The organism is Cohnella herbarum, from assembly GCF_012849095.1.
GTDB lineage: Bacteria > Bacillota > Bacilli > Paenibacillales > Paenibacillaceae > Cohnella > Cohnella herbarum.
Map to the genome: position 1 here is coordinate 5,421,573 of NZ_CP051680.1, position 18,428 is coordinate 5,440,000.

At 48.7% G+C, this 18,428-nt stretch carries 17 protein-coding genes (1 of these 17 only partly in view); 9 read left to right on the forward strand and 8 right to left on the reverse strand.

Annotated features, from left to right (window positions below):
- Nucleotides 1-67 precede the first annotated feature (67 nt).
- From rsmG to rpmH, 7 genes are all read right to left on the reverse strand, one after another.
- The gene (gene rsmG, locus HH215_RS23095) at nucleotides 68-820 is read right to left on the reverse strand and encodes a 16S rRNA (guanine(527)-N(7))-methyltransferase RsmG (RefSeq protein WP_169282044.1); all 753 of its coding nucleotides are present in this window, start codon (nucleotides 818-820) and stop codon (nucleotides 68-70) included.
- Nucleotides 817-2,718 (reverse strand): tRNA uridine-5-carboxymethylaminomethyl(34) synthesis enzyme MnmG, encoded by a 1,902-nt coding sequence (gene mnmG, locus HH215_RS23100; RefSeq protein ID WP_169282045.1) that lies wholly within the window; start codon nucleotides 2,716-2,718, stop codon nucleotides 817-819. The genes rsmG and mnmG overlap by 4 nt, the downstream gene beginning before the upstream one ends.
- A gap of 51 nt (nucleotides 2,719-2,769) precedes the next feature.
- Nucleotides 2,770-4,146 carry a tRNA uridine-5-carboxymethylaminomethyl(34) synthesis GTPase MnmE gene (gene mnmE / locus HH215_RS23105; protein WP_169282046.1) on the reverse strand — a complete coding sequence of 459 codons (1,377 nt, stop codon included), beginning with the start codon at nucleotides 4,144-4,146 and terminating at the stop codon, nucleotides 2,770-2,772.
- Nucleotides 4,147-4,416: 270 nt separating this feature from the next.
- Nucleotides 4,417-5,034: an RNA-binding cell elongation regulator Jag/EloR gene (jag, locus tag HH215_RS23110; protein ID WP_169282047.1), complete on the reverse strand. Its 618-nt coding sequence runs from the start codon at nucleotides 5,032-5,034 to the stop codon at nucleotides 4,417-4,419.
- Nucleotides 5,031-5,831, reverse strand: coding sequence for a YidC/Oxa1 family membrane protein insertase (locus HH215_RS23115; protein WP_169284538.1), 801 nt, complete (start codon nucleotides 5,829-5,831; stop codon nucleotides 5,031-5,033). Before HH215_RS23115 ends, jag begins: the two co-directional genes overlap by 4 nt.
- A 201-nt stretch (nucleotides 5,832-6,032) precedes the next feature.
- Nucleotides 6,033-6,455 carry a ribonuclease P protein component gene (rnpA, locus tag HH215_RS23120; protein ID WP_169282048.1) on the reverse strand — a complete coding sequence of 141 codons (423 nt, stop codon included), beginning with the start codon at nucleotides 6,453-6,455 and terminating at the stop codon, nucleotides 6,033-6,035.
- Nucleotides 6,456-6,533: 78 nt separating this feature from the next.
- Nucleotides 6,534-6,668 carry a 50S ribosomal protein L34 gene (gene rpmH / locus HH215_RS23125; protein WP_135152737.1) on the reverse strand — a complete coding sequence of 45 codons (135 nt, stop codon included), beginning with the start codon at nucleotides 6,666-6,668 and terminating at the stop codon, nucleotides 6,534-6,536.
- A 474-nt stretch (nucleotides 6,669-7,142) separates the two neighbouring features.
- Between rpmH and dnaA the strand changes: the two genes are divergently transcribed.
- The 6 genes from dnaA (at nucleotide 7,143) to gyrB (ending at nucleotide 13,529) form a co-directional block, all read left to right on the forward strand.
- Nucleotides 7,143-8,495, forward strand: coding sequence for a chromosomal replication initiator protein DnaA (dnaA, locus tag HH215_RS23130; RefSeq protein WP_169282049.1), 1,353 nt, complete (start codon nucleotides 7,143-7,145; stop codon nucleotides 8,493-8,495).
- Between the two features lie 196 nt (nucleotides 8,496-8,691).
- Complete coding sequence (gene dnaN / locus HH215_RS23135) at nucleotides 8,692-9,831, forward strand: DNA polymerase III subunit beta (RefSeq protein WP_169282050.1); 1,140 nt, start codon at nucleotides 8,692-8,694, stop codon at nucleotides 9,829-9,831.
- A gap of 10 nt (nucleotides 9,832-9,841) precedes the next feature.
- A complete protein-coding gene (yaaA, locus tag HH215_RS23140; protein ID WP_169282051.1) occupies nucleotides 9,842-10,057 on the forward strand; it encodes a S4 domain-containing protein YaaA in 216 nt (71 codons plus the stop codon).
- A 45-nt stretch (nucleotides 10,058-10,102) separates the two neighbouring features.
- On the forward strand, nucleotides 10,103-11,221 hold the full coding sequence (gene recF, locus HH215_RS23145; RefSeq protein ID WP_169282052.1) for a DNA replication/repair protein RecF: 1,119 nt from the start codon (nucleotides 10,103-10,105) through the stop codon (nucleotides 11,219-11,221).
- 18 nt (nucleotides 11,222-11,239) lie between these two features.
- A complete protein-coding gene (gene remB / locus HH215_RS23150; protein ID WP_115995722.1) occupies nucleotides 11,240-11,485 on the forward strand; it encodes an extracellular matrix regulator RemB in 246 nt (81 codons plus the stop codon).
- Nucleotides 11,486-11,612: 127 nt separating this feature from the next.
- A complete protein-coding gene (gene gyrB / locus HH215_RS23155) occupies nucleotides 11,613-13,529 on the forward strand; it encodes a DNA topoisomerase (ATP-hydrolyzing) subunit B (protein WP_169282053.1) in 1,917 nt (638 codons plus the stop codon).
- A 77-nt stretch (nucleotides 13,530-13,606) separates the two neighbouring features.
- Here the strand turns inward: gyrB and HH215_RS23160 are convergent, their stop codons facing one another.
- Nucleotides 13,607-14,380, reverse strand: coding sequence for a YheC/YheD family protein (locus HH215_RS23160; protein ID WP_169282054.1), 774 nt, complete (start codon nucleotides 14,378-14,380; stop codon nucleotides 13,607-13,609).
- Between the two features lie 142 nt (nucleotides 14,381-14,522).
- On the opposite strand from HH215_RS23160, the gene gyrA reads away from it, so the two are divergent.
- The 3 genes from gyrA to HH215_RS23175 form a co-directional block, all read left to right on the forward strand.
- Entirely contained in the window at nucleotides 14,523-17,000 is a 2,478-nt protein-coding gene (gyrA, locus tag HH215_RS23165) for a DNA gyrase subunit A (RefSeq protein ID WP_169282055.1), read from the forward strand.
- Between the two features lie 36 nt (nucleotides 17,001-17,036).
- The gene (locus HH215_RS23170) at nucleotides 17,037-18,113 is read left to right on the forward strand and encodes an HD-GYP domain-containing protein (protein WP_169282056.1); all 1,077 of its coding nucleotides are present in this window, start codon (nucleotides 17,037-17,039) and stop codon (nucleotides 18,111-18,113) included.
- A 152-nt stretch (nucleotides 18,114-18,265) separates the two neighbouring features.
- Nucleotides 18,266-18,428: the 5' portion of an MgtC/SapB family protein gene (locus HH215_RS23175; RefSeq protein ID WP_169282057.1), read on the forward strand. 563 nt of this gene lie beyond the right edge of the window; only the first 163 of its 726 coding nucleotides appear in the window; the start codon lies at nucleotides 18,266-18,268; its stop codon lies off the right edge, out of view.

The window sequence follows — 18,428 nt, forward strand, 5'->3', positions numbered from 1 at the left end:
CACGTGAAACATTGTCCCCCTTTCCGGAGGGATGTTTCACGTGGAACATTCGTTAAACGTATCTATTCTAGTTGAAATTCAAAGAGGAAGACGACTTAATTAACGGACTCTTAAGCGGTATTCCAGCTTTGCGAGGATAAGCTGCGGGAGTCGGGTCTTTCTTCGAACAAATGACTAAATGTCGTTCCGCGCCCTCTGTTGGTAACGTTAGTTGCTTGACGTTCTGAATTTTCCCGTTTAACTTCGCTAAACTATAACGACCTTCATCCACTTCGGCGGAAATGTCCGTGCCTTTCATGGCAATGAATAATCCGCCCGGACGTACGAAAGGTAAACAAAATTCGTTGAGTACGGCCAAGCGCGCTACGGCTCTTGCGGTTACGACATCGTAATGATCACGATGCTCTCTCTTACGAGCTGCATCCTCCGCGCGGCTGTGTAAACAAAGTACTTTAGTTAGCCCTAACTGCGAAGTCACTTCCTCCAAAAACTTAATTCTCTTCGCTAGCGCGTCAATGATCGTCACTTGCAAATGTGGATACACGATCGCAAGCGGAATAGAAGGAAATCCTGCGCCCGAACCGATGTCCGCTAGCGATTGCATTTTATCAAATTGTACAGCTCCCGCAATCGTTAGCGAATCGTAAAAATGTTTCTCATAAACGGCATCCCGTTCCGTTATTCCTGTTAAATTCATTTTTTCGTTCCACTCAACCAATAGATTGAAGTAGGTTTCGAATTGAGCGTGTTGGCGATCCGTTAATTGAATCCCTAATCCTGCGGCCTGCTGCGAAAATTGCTGCTGAATAGCGTCCGTCATGATCCGTGAGCCGCCGCGGTAACTCGGTTGTAATGTTCCAAGTGAACGAGGAGGATCGACAGATCAGCAGGCGTTACGCCGGAAATCCGCGAAGCCTGACCGATGGAAAGAGGTCTAACCTTGCCGAGCTTCTCTCTTGCTTCCATCGCTAGCCCGTGAATGATATCGTAATTGATATTGTCGGGAATACGCTTTTTCTCCATTTTCTCCATACGCTCGACTTGCAACTGCTGTTTCTCGATATAACCCGTGTACTTCACTTGAATTTCGACTTGTTCCTTCACGTCATCAGATAGTTCGATTGGAGAAGGATCCAGCGATTCTAGATGTCCGTAGGTAATCTCCGGACGACGAAGTAACGTTAATCCATCAACCGTATTATTCAAGGGTGTTGATCCTGCTTCGGCTAGCATCGCTTGCACCGCTTCGTCCGGACGGAACCGCGCTTCTTTCAGTCGAACAATCTCGTCCTCTACTCTGCCCTTCTTCTCAAGAAACTTCTCGTAACGGGCTTTGGTAATCAGTCCAATCTCATAACCTGTTGGAGTTAAACGCAAATCCGCGTTATCATGGCGCAGCAACAAACGGTACTCCGCACGGGAAGTAAGCAGACGGTAGGGATCATTCGTTCCTTTGGTTACCAAATCGTCGATCATAACGCCGATGTACCCTTTCGAACGATCGATAATAACCGGATCGGCTCCTTGAACTTTACGCGCTGCGTTAATGCCGGCCATAACCCCTTGCCCTGCAGCTTCCTCGTAACCGGATGTACCGTTAATCTGACCGGCCGTGAACAAATTTTGAATAAGCTTCGTCTCTAATGAAGGCCACAATTGAGTCGGTACGACCGCGTCATATTCGATGGCGTAGCCGGGACGCATCATCTCGACCTTTTCCAAACCGGGGATCGATCGAAGAATGTTGACTTGAACTTCTTCGGGCATGCTCGTAGACAAACCTTGCACGTAATATTCTTTTGTGTGTCTGCCTTCAGGCTCTAAGAAAATCTGATGCTTCGGTTTATCCGCGAAGCGGACGATTTTATCTTCGATTGATGGGCAATAGCGCGCTCCCGTTCCTTCAACCAATCCGGAGAACATCGGAGCCCGGTACAAATTATCATTGATAATCTGATGCGTTTCTTCCGATGTGTACGTTAGCCAGCATGGGAGCTGGTCGTTGGAATGAGCCATATACTCCGTCTCGTAGGAGAAATATTTCGGTTTGTCATCTCCAGGCTGGATTTCCGTTTTGCTGAAATCGATGGAATCCTCATGCACGCGCGGCGGAGTTCCCGTCTTGAAACGCGCCAATTGAAATCCGTGACGCAACAAAGCTTCCGAGAGTTTGACGGCCGGTTGTTGATTGTTCGGACCGCTCTCGTATTTCAATTCGCCTAGAATGACTTTTCCGCGCAAATAGGTTCCCGTAGTCAATACGACCGACTTGGCTCCGTATTCAGCCCCTGTTTTCGTGACCACTCCGATGCAAACCCCGTCCTCGATTAACAAATCCTCCACTAAACCTTGACGAAGAGTTAATCTGTCCTGTAACTCGATTGTTTGTTTCATCGTATGCTGATAAAGAAATTTGTCCGCTTGCGCTCTCAGCGCATGAACTGCAGGTCCTTTTCCCGTGTTCAGCATTCTCATTTGAATGAAGGTTTTGTCGATATTGCGTCCCATTTCTCCGCCCAAAGCATCGACTTCCCTGACGACATGCCCCTTAGCCGGTCCGCCAATCGACGGATTGCAAGGCATGAACGCAACCATATCCAGGTTAATCGTTAATAATAGCGTCTCGCATCCCATTCTCGCCGCGGCTAATGCCGCTTCGCAGCCCGCATGTCCGGCACCGATAACGATGACGTCAAAATCTCCTGCACGATAAGACATTATGTTTCCCTCCTTGTTCGATTGTACTTCTACGCCCTACGTTACAAATATCTATTTACCTAAGCAGAACTGCGAAAAAATCTGATTCAGCAATGAATCGCCGGCCGCGTCGCCTAGGATCTGTCCTAACGATTCCCAAGATGCGGCTAGATCGATTTGGATCAAGTCGATCGGAATGCCTTCATACGTTGCCTGGATTGCATCTTCTAACGATCGTTTCGTCTGATGCAGTAAAGCGATATGGCGAACATTACTCACGTAAGTAATATCCCCGGACTCGACCGCCCCGCTGAAGAACAGACCGGATACGGCCTTCTCTAGGTCTTCTATCCCGCTGCCATCCTTAGCCGACAAGAAAACGATACGATCCTTCGCATAATCCCGTTCGATCTCGGCAAGCTCCAACTGACCTGGTAAATCGATTTTATTCACCACGATAATCGTCGATCTATCCTTGAGCTGCTGCAACAGCTTTTTATCGTCCTCGTGCAAGCGCTCATGATGATTCAATACGAGCAGAACTAAATCCGCATCGTTTAAAGCCCCATGGGAGCGCTCGACTCCGATTTGTTCGACCTTATCGTTCGTTTCCCGAATTCCGGCCGTATCTAGAAGCCTTAACGGAATGCCGGATAAAGATACCGACTCCTCTACAATATCACGAGTCGTACCCGGAATGTCAGTCACTATCGCTTTATTATCGCGCGCAAGCGCGTTAAGCAACGAAGATTTGCCCGCGTTCGGCCGACCGACGATTACCGTAACGATCCCTTCTCTTAGTATCTTTCCTTCATTAGATTTAATTAACAAGTCATTGACCTGGGCAAGAACGGAACTACAATTGTCGCGAATGAGATCCGCGGTCACTTCGTCCACGTCATGCTCGGGATAATCGATATTTACTTCGACATGCGCCACCAATTCGATCAACTGCTGCCGAAGGGGAATGATTTGTTTGGATAATGCTCCGTCCGCCTGCTTGCGAGCCACTTGAAAAGCACGATCGGATTTAGAACGAATGAGATCGATTACCGCCTCGGCTTGAGCCAGGTCGATCCTGCCGTTCAGAAAAGCACGTTTCGTAAATTCTCCGGGTTCGGCCATTCTGGCTCCATGTCTCAGCACCAATTCCAGCACCGATTTAACCGCGACGATCCCCCCATGCGTACTAATCTCCACGACATCTTCCGCCGTGAAGGAACGCGGGCCTTTCATCACCGTAACCAACACTTCATCTAATATCAGATCCTCTTGCGGGTCCGCGATCCAACCATATTGAACGGTATGGGAAGGCACTTCCCTTAAATCAAGTTTGGATTTGAATATTTTCGCTACCGTTCCTACCGCGTCCTGCCCGCTGACCCTAACGACGGCGATGCTGCCTTCGCCGAGCGCGGTCGCGATCGCGGCTATCGTATCTTCGTTCATATATCCACCTCGAGAAGACTTTTGCATGCAAGCTTAAACGACCTACGCCGTCCATTGGGATGGCGGGGGAACGTTTATGTCGGAGACGTTTCAGAAAAATAGAGCGAATGATATACTTTCTGAAACGATAAAACGGCTTCGCCGTCCATGAATTGGACGGCGGCATACCTTCATATCTGATCTTACTACAACTTGCTTACACCAAACGAATCATGTACAAAAACGCAATGACCCCCAACGTTGCGGAAGCCATTGCGCGGTAACGATATGCTACTTCAAAGCAATTACGATTCGACGATTCGGTTCGTCCCCTTGGCTGAAAGTTTTCACGCTCGGGTTCGTTTGCAACCTGGCATGAATAATCTTTCTTTCCTGGGACGTCATCGGTTCAAGCATGATTTCCTTCCGCGTTCGAATGACCCTCATGGCCATCCGCTCCGATAGAGCTTCTAAAGTCTGACGGCGACGCTCACGAAATTGCTCGGCATCGAGCACGATGCGAAGATGATGGTTCGAATGGCGATTCGCCACGATGTTCGTCAAATATTGAAGAGAATCCAAAGTCTGTCCACGTCTACCGATTAGAATGCCCAAGTCGGAACCTGTAATGTTAATCCGCACTGCATCATTCTCATCAACCCGTTCAACAGAAACGGTTAGGTCCATTGCCGCGGATACTTCGCGAAGAAACAATACCGCTTCTTCTACGCCATCCGGCAACAATTCCAATTCCACCTTCGCTTCTCTGGCTCCAATGAGCCCGAACAAACCTTTACTGGCTTGTTCCAATACCGTGACGTTCACTCGGTCTTCTTGTACGCCCAACTGGGCAAGACCTTTACGAACCGCATCTTCTACCGTTTTTCCCGATGCCAGGAGCTTTTTCATTTTGAGCGCGCCTCCTTACCTTTACCTTTACCTTTGCCATTTTTGGGTTTTGGTTGAGGAGCTTCTTCTACCACAGCAGCTTTAGGCGATTTTCTATACATGAAGTAGTTTTGAACGATTGTATAGATGTTACTGTAAATCCAGTACAACGGCAAAGCCGATGGGAAGTTAATCGCCATTACGAAGATCATGACCGGGAAGATATACATAAGTCCCTTCATCGGTCCGACCATTTGCTGTTGCGAAGACATCATCTTCGATTGAACGAATGTAGTGATCGCAGCGATAATCGGTAGAAGATAAGTAGGATCCTTCTCTCCTAGGTGCAACCAAAGGAAGCTGCTCTCTTCGATTCCTAACGATTCATTTCCGCGAATATGCGCGTTCGTGTAAATCGAGTTATACAATGCGATGAAGATCGGCATTTGAACGATAAGCGGCAAGCAACCCGCCAACGGGTTCACTTGATTCGTCTGATACAGCTTCATCATTTCTTCTTGCTGTTGTTTCGGATCGTCCTTGTATTTCTCCCGGATCTTCTTCATTTCCGGTTGCAAAGCCTGCATCGCTTTCGTGTTCTTATATTGCTTAATCATTAGAGGAAGAATAATTGATCTTACAATAATGGTCAGTACCAAAATCGCTAAACCATATTGTCCTCCGAACCAGTCAGCAAAAGTATCCAACATCTTCGAGAACCAATAAACGACGTTACGGGTCCACCATGAACCGCTTTCAGCCATGTCTTCCGTAAGTATTGCAGTAGCTGCCGGAGTACAACCCGCGAGCAGTGTCATCAGCGACAAACCGCCGATAACGGTCCACCATTTGCGATTTCGCAACAAAACTAAAAACTCCCCTCTTAAACGCCCGCATGCCGTAATGTTAACATCTCATTCCAAACACCTGCAACTAGTCCACAGTAATAACTATTCATGTCCACTATACCATAAGAAAGAAGGCAAAGAAAAGCTAAGGCTTATCCACATCGCCTAAGCTTATTTGCCTTGTTTTCCGTTCCGGTTATTCGGACGATTTCCACGCGTTGATGAGGATGGCGGCACTCCTGTTTTCGGAGATGAACCTTTCAACAATCCGGCTTTTCGCAGCACGTGCAGAATGCTTCCTTCCATCTCCTTATAAGGAAGAGAAAGCGCAGGCTTGCGCACGATCAGGATTAAATCCGTATCCTCCAATAGCTTGGAAGCGTTTAATCGGACAATTTCCTTCACCATTCTTCTTAATCGATTTCTTACGACGGCACCGCCCAATTTACTGCTGGCGGATACCCCCATTCGAAAGGATCCAAGTTGCGACCGTTTGCGCCAATAAACCACGAATTGCGAGTTCGCGAACGACCGGCCGTAACGGTATACCACGTTAAAATCTTCTCTTTTGCGAAGGCGCAGCTTTCTATGCATCCAACACCGCCCCTAAACCTCACTTATCGAACCTGTATCGAAAGAAAAAAAGACCACGGCGAGTGGTCTTTCATTAAACTATGCAGTCAAAACTTTGCGACCTTTATGACGACGAGCAGCGAGAACTTTACGACCGTTCTTCGAGCTCATACGGCTACGGAAACCGTGAACCTTCTTACGTTTGCTCACATTCGGTTTAAATGTAGGACCCATGATTCCAACCCCCTTACTTAAAAACTCACGTCCATCTATTAAACCACGATTGCGCCAAAAAGTCAATGAAATGAGGGTTTGCGGCAATTTAACTTATTCACATGTGTATAAGATTGATTTCAAAAACGAACAAAACGGAATGCTGTCGAACATTCGCACATCTTATCAACAATATGTAGTACTGTGCACAGTTTTCATCCACAAGTTATTGAAATTGTGGATAACAAGGTGAATTTCGTTGAATTTATAGGGTTTGTCTGCTATGATTAGTCATGACTTTTCCGGTGGATACGAACTTTTTCCCCTCATTTTATCAACACCCTGTGAATAACTTTGTGAACAAACCCCCAAATACGTGGATATCCCTATAAATAATTCAGGGAATGGTGTGGATAACTAGACCGAGCACACAATCGGCCGATCGTTCTCCGCTTATTTTTTGTCCGTGCGATGGGTTAAAGGAGAGAAATTGTCGTGGACAACCGCAACAACGAGGTCTGGCAACAAGTGTTGTCGGTCATCCAAACGAAGCTAAGCAAGCCCAGCTTCGACACTTGGTTCAAAGCAACAAAAGCTTCCTTCTTGAGCGATAACGTTGTCGTGGTTACCGCGCCGACGACTTTTGCCGTGGAGTGGCTGGAGACTCGTTATACGAAGCTGGTATCATCGACGCTTTCCGATTACATCGGCAGACCGGTTGAAGTGAAGTTTTCTATAGAAGAAGCGCGTCCTCCCGAACCTGTGGATCCGGCGCCTCAATCTCAGAATTCAAGGCAAGTTGCGCTCGAAGAACCGATGATGCACATGCTTAATCCCAAATATACGTTCGATACGTTCGTCATCGGCGCGGCCAATCGTTTTGCCCATGCGGCATCCTTGGCCGTAGCTGAACTTCCGGCCAAATCCTATAATCCGTTCTTCATGTATGGCGGCGTAGGTTTGGGCAAAACTCATCTCATGCACGCTATCGGACATTATATATTGGAACACAATCCTCATATGAAGGTGCTGTACCTTTCGTCCGAGAAATTCACCAACGAGTTCATTAATGCGATCCGGGATAACCGAGGCGAGAGCTTCCGCAACAAATATCGCAACATCGACGTTCTGCTCATTGACGATATTCAATTTCTGGCCGGTAAAGAAGGAACCCAAGAGGAATTTTTCCATACCTTTAATGCGCTCCATGAAGAACATAAGCAAATCGTCATCTCAAGCGACCGGCCGCCCAAAGAGATTCCGACGCTCGAAGAACGACTGCGCTCCCGGTTCGAATGGGGACTTATTACCGATATCCAACCTCCGGATTTAGAGACGAGGATCGCGATTCTTCGCAAGAAAGCGAAAGCGGAAAATCTCGATATCCCCAATGAAGCTATGATGTACATCGCGAACATGATCGATTCCAACATTCGCGAATTGGAAGGCGCCTTAATTCGCATCGTCGCCTACTCCTCTCTAACGAATCAAGACATCACCGCGCATCTGGCAGCGGAAGCGTTGAAGGATATCTTGCCGACGGGTCGCAATCGGCTCATTACAATGCAAGATATCCAGCAACGGGTCGGCGATTACTACGGGTTGAAGCTCGAAGACTTCAAAGCGCGTAAACGTACGAAAGCCGTCGCTTTCCCGCGGCAAATCGCCATGTATCTCTCCCGCGAGCTTACGGATTACTCCCTCCCTAAGATCGGAGACGCTTTCGGCGGCCGAGATCATACGACCGTAATCCATGCTCACGAGAAGATTTCGCAGCTATTAAAAGTCGACCAGGATTTATACAAAATTATCAACAGCCTGACAGAAAAAATCAAAAATTTAACCTAAAACGACACCTAGCGCCTATGCACAAAGAGTCCACATGTGGATAGGCGTTATTTTCGAGCTTTTTCGCGGTTATCCACATATTCACCGCACCTACTACGACTTAAAGATTTAAACATGCTACAATAGACGCATAAACGGACATCGTCTGCAAAATTGGCGGCAGCGTTTATGTCGTAAAAATCGACGAGGTGAACCCATGAAATTGACGATATTGCGGGGCGAGTTAAACGACGCGATTCAACACGTATCCAAAGCGGTTGCGTCAAGAACTACGATTCCTATACTCAGCGGCATTAAACTAGATGCAAATTTCGGGGGCGTTACCTTAACTGCGAGCGATACCGACATTTCCATACAGAGCTTTATCCCGCTTGAAACGCCGAACAAAACGATCGCGACGGTTTCCCGTCCGGGCAGCGTCGTTCTTACCGCTAAATTTTTCGTAGAGATTATTAAGAAACTTCCTCATGAAGAAGTTCATATCGAAGTCGGAGAACGATTCCAAACGTTAATAACTTCCGGAGCTACGGAAATTCAACTCGTTGGACTAGATCCCGAAGAATTTCCCGTCCTTCCATCCGTTCAAGAAGATCAGGTCGTATCTATTCCTGGAGACTTATTAAGGGATATGATCCGCCAAACGGTATTCGCTGTAACGACTAACGAATCGACGCCGATTTTGACCGGCGTATTATGGAACTTGCAAGACGGCGTATACAAATTCGTCGCGACCGATCGACATCGTCTGGCAAGCCGCTCCGCAACGGTCGAACTATACGACGTTCGATTTTCCAATATTGTCATTTCCGGTAAAACTTTGAACGAATTGGCGAAAATCGTTCCGGATCAGAACGTCATGGTAGATATTGTCGTAGCCGAGAACCAGGTGCTCTTCAAGCTTGGCAACGTATTGTTCTATTCAAGGATGCTGGACGGAACTTATCCCGACACTTCCAAGATTATTCCGCAAAGCTTCAAAACAGAACTCGTCCTGAACACGAAAGCGCTCAGCGATTCGATCGATCGCGCTTATCTGTTATCCAGAGAAGAAAAAACGAATATCGTTAGACTGGTTACGACGGACAACGGCGGTATTGAAATTTCCTCCAGCTCTTCGGAATTGGGGAAAGTAACGGAGCAATTAAGCGTAACCGAGATGCGGGGAGAACCGCTTAAGATCGCTTTTAACTCCAAATATATGCTCGACGTTCTCAAGGTCATCGACAGCGAAGATCTGTTTATCGGTTTTAACGGCGCGATGAGCCCGATTATCATTAAACCGAACGATCATGAGAACAGCTTGCATCTGATTCTTCCATACAGAACGACGAACTGAGGCGCCGAAGATGAAAAGTATCGGAATTTCGACGGAATACATCACGTTAGGACAATTCCTCAAGCTTGCGGAATGCATCGGTACGGGCGGGGAAGTTAAACATTTCCTGCAGGAAAATAGCGTTCTAATCAACGGGGAGCCTGACAATCGCAGGGGACGGAAACTTAGAGTCGGAGATCTCGTAGAAGTAGAAGGTGCCGGATCCTTTACGATCGGGACCCGTTAAATTCCGGCGTGGCGGCTCCGAAGTCGGATGGAGAGGGAATATCCAATGCAGTTGAACACGTTGGAGCTTCAAGGCTATCGTAATTATGAGTCACTAAAGCTATCGACAGAGGGCGGCGTTAATATTTTCATCGGGCCTAACGCCCAAGGGAAAACCAATCTGATCGAAGCCATACATGTATTGTCCTTAACGAAATCCCATCGGACCTCGAAGGATAAAGAATTAATAGGCTGGAATCAAACCGCCGCGGTAATTAGAGCCCAGATGACTCGTAAAATGGGCGATGTCAGCTTGGAACTGCAATTGTCGGCGCAAGGAAAGAAAGCCAAAGTCAACGGACTCGAACAACGTAAGCTAAGCGGGTTCGTCGGAACCTTGAACGTAGTGCTATTCGCGCCCGAAGATCTGGATATCGTTAAGGGAGCACCGGGTGTGCGCCGCCGGTTCATGGACATGGAAATCGGTCAGGTGCATCCCGGTTATTTGTACGACATGCAGCAGTACCAGAGAATTTTGCAGCAGAGGAACAATTATCTGAAGTCGACCGACATTCATCGGGCTTCGCCGGAAATGTTGGACGTGTGGAACGAACAACTTGCGACGTCAGGTGTTAAAATGATGCAAAAAAGGAAAAACTTCATCATACAGCTGCAAAAGTGGGCGGAGAAAATACATGCCGGAATCACTGGCGGTAACGAACACTTCACGGTGGAGTACAAGCCCTCTTTCGGAACCTCAACTGGAATCGATAACCAAGATCAATCTTCTTTATTCGGGCAATTTATGTTAAAGTTATCACAAGGCAAGGAACAAGAATTTCGGCGAGGCATGACGCTTACCGGTCCCCATCGGGATGATCTGAGTTTCGCGATCAACGGCAAGGACGTTCAGTCGTTCGGATCCCAAGGACAGCAGCGCACCGCGGCACTGTCGTTAAAGCTGGCGGAATTGGAATTGATGCACGAAGAAATCGGGGAATACCCCCTATTGCTGCTGGACGATGTTCTATCGGAACTGGATCAAACCCGGCAAACTCAATTGATCGAGACTTTTCAAAGCCGAGTGCAGACCTTCATAACGACAACAGGATTGGAAAGCGTCAACATGAGTCGCTTGAAGGATGCTTCTATATTTCACGTAAGAAACGGCCAATTGCTGCGCTAATGTAAGAGGAGGAACTCCGTGTATATCCATCTGGGCGGGGAAAAAATAATTCGAACTTCGCAGCTCGTCGCTATCTTCGACATTTCTATTGAGCAATCTTCCAAGCTGTCCAGGCAATTCGTCGTACACGCTCAGAAGAACAAGGAAGTGGAAACGATAGGAGAAGAAGATCCGAAATCGATTGTCGTTACGGAGCATAAAGTTTATTACTCCCCTATCTCCACGTCCACCCTCAAGAAGAGGGCGCACTACCTGGAAGGGTGAGCATAGACGACGGTCGCCTTCCCATGGAAGGCTATACGTTTATATTGAGGCTTATGGGGTCTACGGTTTCCATATTGTTTCTGAAGTATTGATTAGCAACGGTTACGTAAAGAAGGCGGTGGAAGGTTTGTCCGTTAATTCACAGCATAATACCTACGACGAGAGTCAGATTCAAGTATTGGAAGGTTTGGAAGCGGTACGTAAACGTCCCGGTATGTATATCGGTTCTACGAGCGGTAAAGGCCTGCACCATCTTGTCTGGGAAGTCGTCGACAACAGCATTGACGAAGCGTTGGCCGGGTTCTGCAACCGAATCGACGTCATCATACAAGAAGACAACAGCATCACGGTTATCGATAATGGCCGGGGAATCCCGGTCGGCTTAAACACGAAGCTGCAGAAGTCGACGCTTGAGGTCGTTATGACGGTGCTTCACGCCGGCGGTAAATTCGGCGGCGAAGGGTATAAAGTGTCCGGAGGCTTGCATGGCGTCGGGATATCCGTCGTTAACGCCTTGTCGGAGCTCGTAATCGTCACGGTCAAACGCGATGGACATATTCATCAACAGGAATATCGCCGCGGTATTCCGCAATATGATCTGAAGATCATCGGAGATACCGAGGAGACGGGTACACATACGCGGTTTAAACCGGATCCGGAGATTTTCACGGAAACGACCATCTATGATTACGATGTGCTAGTCGGGCGTATTCGCGAGCTTGCGTTCCTCAACAAAGGAATAGAAATCAATCTCACCGATGAGCGTACGGGAATGAGCGATTCGTTCAAATACGACGGAGGAATCGTCGAGTTCGTGCAGTATTTGAATCGCAACCGCGAGTCGATGCACGAGCAACCGATCTATGTCGAAGGCTCTAGAGATAACATTCATTGCGAAATCGCGATGCAATACAATGACGGTTATTCCGAGAATCTGTATTCTTTCGCGAATAATATCAATACGCACGAGGGCGGAACTCACGAATCCGGATTCAAGAGCGCGCTTACCCGCATAATTAACGATTACGCCCGGAAGATGGGTTTCGTTAAGGAAAGCGAATCGAACCTATCCGGCGACGACGTCAGGGAAGGGTTGACCGCGATTATCTCCGTGAAGATTCCGGAGCCTCAGTTCGAAGGCCAGACGAAGACGAAACTCGGAAATAGCGAAGTCCGCGGAATCGTGGAATCGTTGTTCAGCGAGAAGCTTCTGCAATTTCTGGACGAGAATCCGGGCGTTGCCCGAAAAGTCATGGAGAAGGGTCTTCAAGCCGCTCGGGCAAGGGAAGCCGCTCGTAAGGCGCGGGAATTGACCCGTCGGAAGAGCGCGCTGGAAGTCAGCTCGCTGCCGGGTAAATTGGCCGACTGTTCATCCAAGGATGCTTCGATCAGCGAAATCTACATCGTAGAAGGCGACTCCGCCGGCGGCTCGGCGAAGCTTGGTCGCGACCGGCATTTCCAAGCTATCTTGCCGTTGAAAGGAAAGATTCTCAACGTCGAGAAAGCTCGTCTGGATAAGATTCTGTCTAACTTGGAGATTCGGGCGATGATTACGGCGCTAGGTACCGGGATCAGCGATGACTTCGATATCACCAAAGCAAGATATCACAAGATCATTATCATGACCGATGCCGACGTCGACGGAGCGCATATCCGCACGTTAATCCTTACTTTCTTCTATCGCTACATGCGTAAGCTGATCGAAGAAGGTTACGTCTATATCGCACAACCGCCGCTCTTCAAGATCGAACGCAACAAAACGGTTCGGTATGCGTTGACCGAGAAGGAACGGGATCAGATCGTTGCCGAATTCGGAGAAGGCGTCAAGCTGAACATTCAACGTTACAAAGGGTTGGGCGAAATGGATGGTACCCAGCTGTGGGAAACGACGATGGATCCGGATGTCCGTTCGATGCTGCAAGTCAGAATCGAAGACGCGATCAAAGCCGATCTCATGTTCGATACCTTGATGGGCGAGAACGTGGAACCGCGTCGGGAATTCATTCAGCAATACGCGAAGTACGTTAAGAACTTGGACGTTTAGCATTCTCACCTTGTAGCCGACAAGTAAAGAGCAGAATAAAGCAGGGGGTATCTCTAGAGAGAGATACCCCCTGCGGATTACGTTTTGCGTTTGCGAACTCCGAACCTTCCGTAGGCAACAGCGTAAGAATAGATTCTTCGGAACACCGAACGGGTCGGCAATTTCTTGAATAGAAACGGATCGGGCAACGTATTAACCTCGAGAATCCAAGGTTTCAGGCTGCGATCGATAGCGACGTCTACTCCGATTTCTTTAATTCTTGGAAATCTCTTCTCCAACGCGACGGCGATATCTACCCCGAGTTTGCGGAGACGCGCTTCGTAGGAACGATATTGCTCCGCGGTAAGGTAGTTCTTTAATAAAACAGTAACAGGCATAGGAGTTCCCCCGGCGTGATAATTGGTGACGATTTTGCGCGGGTGGGCTACCCGTCCGATCATACCGGTCGTTTCCCATCGCGAGCGAGGGTTTTTCTGAACCATCACCCTGAGATCGAATCTTCTACCGGAATGCTTTAAGAGATGGATGCCTTGCTGGGCCAAATAGGGTTTGTTTTTCTTCACGAGCAATAGCTTGTCGAACATCTCGTCGAATCCGACGAAGGAAAATTTCGTTTCGCCGGATTGAAAGAAGTAGGGTCTGTTCGCTCCGATTCTCTTCTCGACGCGGATGACCCCGTTGCCGAAAGTGCCGTCTACCGGTTTCACGTAGATCATTTCGAATTGATCGAGCATTCGTTGGACGGTCGACCGCCCGAAGTCGTTTGTCGTTGGAACGTATTCTTTAAGAACGGGATTGGCGAGAAGCGCATTGGTCTTGGCCGTCTTACTGCGGACGCGTTGAATCGACATACGGGGACATCCAACCTTTCCCTTCGGCAGTATGATATAATGGACTTATTGTATATTTTCTAATCTATGACGGAAAACGCCCTGCGGTGTGCAACCGTAAGTGCGTTCTTATCCGCTTGTATATTTGTTAAGGAGGATCTTCATGTCGGAAGAACAACGCTCCCAAGTCCGTGACCGCGATATAGGGGTCGAGATGCGGGAATCGTTCATGGATTACGCTATGAGTATTATCGTCAGCCGGGCTTTGCCGGATGTTCGCGATGGCTTGAAGCCCGTTCATAGACGTATTCTCTATGCGATGTCTGAATTGGGAATGTCCCCGGACAAGCCTTACAAGAAATCGGCAAGAATCGTCGGAGAAGTCATCGGTAAGTATCATCCGCATGGCGACTCTCCGATCTATGAAGCCATGGTACGGATGGCGCAAGACTTCTCGCTCCGTTACATGTTGGTCGACGGTCATGGGAACTTCGGTTCCGTAGACGGCGACTTTGCCGCAGCTATGCGGTATACGGAAGCTCGTCTTTCCAAGATCGCCATGGAAATGCTTCGGGACATCAACAAGGAAACCATCGATTACAGACCGAACTACGACGGCGAGGAAATCGAGCCCGTCGTACTGCCAGCAAGATATCCGAACTTGCTCGTTAACGGAAATACGGGTATCGCGGTCGGGATGGCGACGAATATTCCGCCCCACAATCTGCGCGAGGTCATCGAAGGAACGCAAGCGTTATTGCGCGATCCGGAATTAACTCCGTATGACTTGATGGAATTCGTAAAGGGACCGGATTTCCCTACGGCGGGTCTTATCCTTGGCCGGGTCGGCATCCGTCAAGCTTACGCGACGGGACGCGGATCGGTTACGATGCGCGCAAGGGCAACGATCGAAGAGAACAACGGCAAAGCCCGCATTCTCGTTCACGAGATCCCTTACCAAGTCAATAAAGCGAGGCTCGTGGAGAAGATCGCCGAGCTCGTGCGCGAGAAGAAGATCGACGGAATTACCGATCTTCGCGACGAATCCGACCGTAACGGAATGCGCATCGTCATCGAATTGCGTCGCGACGTAACACCTACTGTCGTATTGAACAACTTGTACAAGCAAACCCAGATGCAGACAAGCTTCGGGGTTAACATGCTCGCGCTCGTTAACAACGAGCCGAAGGTACTTAACTTAAAAGACGTGCTTCATCACTACATCAAGCATCAAGTCGAAGTTATACGTCGCCGTACGGAATACGATCTGAAAAAGGCGGAAGCGCGCGCGCACATTCTGGAAGGATTGCGTATCGCCCTGGATCATCTGGATGAGGTTATCGCGCTTATTCGCGCTTCCCGCACGGCGGAAGAAGCACGCGAAGGCTTGATTACGCGATTCGGACTTTCGGCAGATCAAGCACAAGCGATTCTCGATATGCGTCTGCAACGCCTTACGGGCTTGGAACGCGAGAAGATCGAGCAAGAATATAACGAGTTGCAGGCGAAGATCGCGGAATATAAAGCGATTCTCGCGGACGAGAGCCTCGTAAACGAGATCATCCACGATGAGCTCGAAGAGATTAAGCTCAAATATGGAGACGAGCGCCGTACCGAAATTACGGTAAGCGACGATGAAATATTGGATGAAGATCTCATTCCGCGCGATGACGTTGTCGTAACGATGACGCATACCGGCTATATTAAGCGGCTTCCCGTTTCCACCTATCGCAGCCAGAAACGCGGCGGTAGAGGGATTATGGGAATGGGGACCAAGGACGACGATTTCATCGAAAATCTATTCGTCTCCAATACGCATCATTACCTGCTGTTCTTTACGAACAAAGGTCGCGTATTCCGAATGAAAGCCTATGAGATTCCGGATCTGAGCCGGACGGCTCGCGGTACGCCGATCATCAACCTGATCCAGATCGAGCAAGGCGAGACGATCAATGCGGTTATCCCGGTTGAATCGTTCGAGCCGAACCAGTTCCTCTTCTTCGCAACCCGCAACGGTATCGTGAAGAAGACGCCTCTCGACGATTACTCGAACATCCGTAAGGTCGGTTTAATCGCGATTTCCTTGCGCGAAGACGACGATTTGATCGGCGTGAAGCTGACGGATGGCGAACGCGAGATCGTCATGGGTACGAGCCAAGGGATGTCCATTCGTTTCTCCGAGCAGGATGTAAGAGCAATGGGTCGTTCGGCAACCGGCGTTAAAGGGATCCAACTGGACGAAGACGACAAAGTAATCGATATGGACATCGTGCAGCCGGATAAAGAAGTTCTGATCGTAACGGCTAAAGGATACGGCAAACGGACTCCGATGACGGAATATCGCATTCAAACCCGCGGCGGTAAAGGGATTAAAACCTTGAACGTGACGGAGAAGAATGGGGTCATCGTAGGCTTGAAAGTCGTTCAAGACGATGAAGACTTGATGATCATGACGTCCTCGGGAACATTGATCCGTACGAGCATGTCCGGGATTAATACGATGGGCCGGATAACCCAAGGCGTTAAATTGATTAATATCCGCGATGAAGATTCCGTGGCCACGGTAGCTAGGGCTCCGCGAAGCGAGGATTCGGATACGGATTCTGAAGAAGTTGAGGGCGATTCGGAAGACAACGCATAGTTGTCTTCTTGAATGGCTAAGGGAGAGGGAAGCACCATGCCGATCATTCCGATAACGCAGATTCAGGTTGGCGATCGACTTGGCAGTGATGTTCAGACTCCTCTCGGAAGCGTGCTGCTGCAGCAAGGTCGCGTCCTGTCGGATAGAGATGCCGAGATCTTGCAAGCTTATATGATTCCGAGCGTGGATATTATCCGCAACGGTCTTGAAGAGCAGAGATCGGATACAGCCGCCGAGGAAATGGCGGCTACGGTCGAAGTGAAACTGACGTCCTTGCAGCATGAGTTTCTGAACATGGAGAAGTTGTTTAAGAGAATCATGTCCATGCTTAGCTCCGGGCTGAAGCTTCCCGTACTCGATTTGCGTAACGGCCTTAACGCGCTAATCGATTTTATGGACGAATACAACGTGTTAACTTTTCTCGCGCCTCAGTCGCCGGGAACCGTTGACGTATTGGTTCGAAACAGCGTCCTCTGCGCCATGACTTCTTATCAATTGGCGAAGTGGAACAAGATGCCCGAGAAAGATTGGCTCCCGATTGCCATGGCCGGCTTGTTGCACGATATCGGCAACATTAGAGTAGACCAGGCGATCCTTAACAAGCCTACTCGTCTTACTTCGGAAGAAGTGCAAGAGATGAGACAGCATACCGTATACGGATTCAGAATGCTCGAAGGAAGTACTTCGATGAATCAAGGCGTATGGCTAACGGCGCTTCAGCATCATGAGCGGATTGACGGGAGCGGCTACCCGATGAAGGTTAAAGGGGATAAAATACATCCTTACGCCAAAATTGTCGCGATCGCCGACGTGTATCACGCCATGACCTCGAATCGTAACTATCGCAAAGCGGAATCGCCTTACCTCGTGCTTGAGGAATTGCATTCCGGTTCCTTCGGAAAGCTCGATCCTCTATATGTGCAGACATTTATAGAGAGAACGACGCAATTTCATAACGGGGTTTTCGTGAAATTGAACAACGGGAACGTCGGCGAGATCGTGTTCACGGACCGAAACCACCCTACCCGGCCAATGGTGTCGATTAACGGTCAGATCGTTAATCTAGGCCAGAACCGCCAATTGTTCATTTGCGAGGTTTTTGCTACGAAATAAAGTCCGTGAACCTATACAAGTTAATAGTGGTTTGGAGAATCGGAGACGCCGAATTAGGACTTGCGCTTTCATTAGAGAGCGTAAGACCTGTCCGGCGTTTTTTTGCAGAATTAAGAATACATATCTTATAGCGGAAATGGAGGTGGATGACAATGGGTCAGGGTGTATGGGCGATCTCTTATTGGGAATTAGCGCTTAGGATCGTACTGTCCGTTGCGGCAGGGGGGCTTGTGGGGCTTGAAAGGGAATGGAGCAACCGAGCGGCGGGTTTCAGAACCCATATCCTGGTTTGCGTGGGCGCCACTTCTATTATGC

Coding starts and splice junctions, on each gene's coding strand:
- mnmE (WP_169282046.1), bottom strand. CDS start 4,146: ATGAACGAAGATACGATAGCCGCGATCGCGACCGCGCTCGGCGAAGGC.
- HH215_RS23170 (WP_169282056.1), top strand. CDS start 17,037: ATGCCGATCATTCCGATAACGCAGATTCAGGTTGGCGATCGACTTGGC.
- dnaN (WP_169282050.1), top strand. CDS start 8,692: ATGAAATTGACGATATTGCGGGGCGAGTTAAACGACGCGATTCAACAC.
- gyrA (WP_169282055.1), top strand. CDS start 14,523: ATGTCGGAAGAACAACGCTCCCAAGTCCGTGACCGCGATATAGGGGTC.
- mnmG (WP_169282045.1), bottom strand. CDS start 2,718: ATGTCTTATCGTGCAGGAGATTTTGACGTCATCGTTATCGGTGCCGGA.
- rsmG (WP_169282044.1), bottom strand. CDS start 820: ATGACGGACGCTATTCAGCAGCAATTTTCGCAGCAGGCCGCAGGATTA.
- yaaA (WP_169282051.1), top strand. CDS start 9,842: ATGAAAAGTATCGGAATTTCGACGGAATACATCACGTTAGGACAATTC.
- HH215_RS23160 (WP_169282054.1), bottom strand. CDS start 14,380: ATGTCGATTCAACGCGTCCGCAGTAAGACGGCCAAGACCAATGCGCTT.
- jag (WP_169282047.1), bottom strand. CDS start 5,034: ATGAAAAAGCTCCTGGCATCGGGAAAAACGGTAGAAGATGCGGTTCGT.
- rnpA (WP_169282048.1), bottom strand. CDS start 6,455: ATGCATAGAAAGCTGCGCCTTCGCAAAAGAGAAGATTTTAACGTGGTA.
- recF (WP_169282052.1), top strand. CDS start 10,103: ATGCAGTTGAACACGTTGGAGCTTCAAGGCTATCGTAATTATGAGTCA.
- HH215_RS23115 (WP_169284538.1), bottom strand. CDS start 5,831: ATGACACTGCTCGCGGGTTGTACTCCGGCAGCTACTGCAATACTTACG.
- rpmH (WP_135152737.1), bottom strand. CDS start 6,668: ATGGGTCCTACATTTAAACCGAATGTGAGCAAACGTAAGAAGGTTCAC.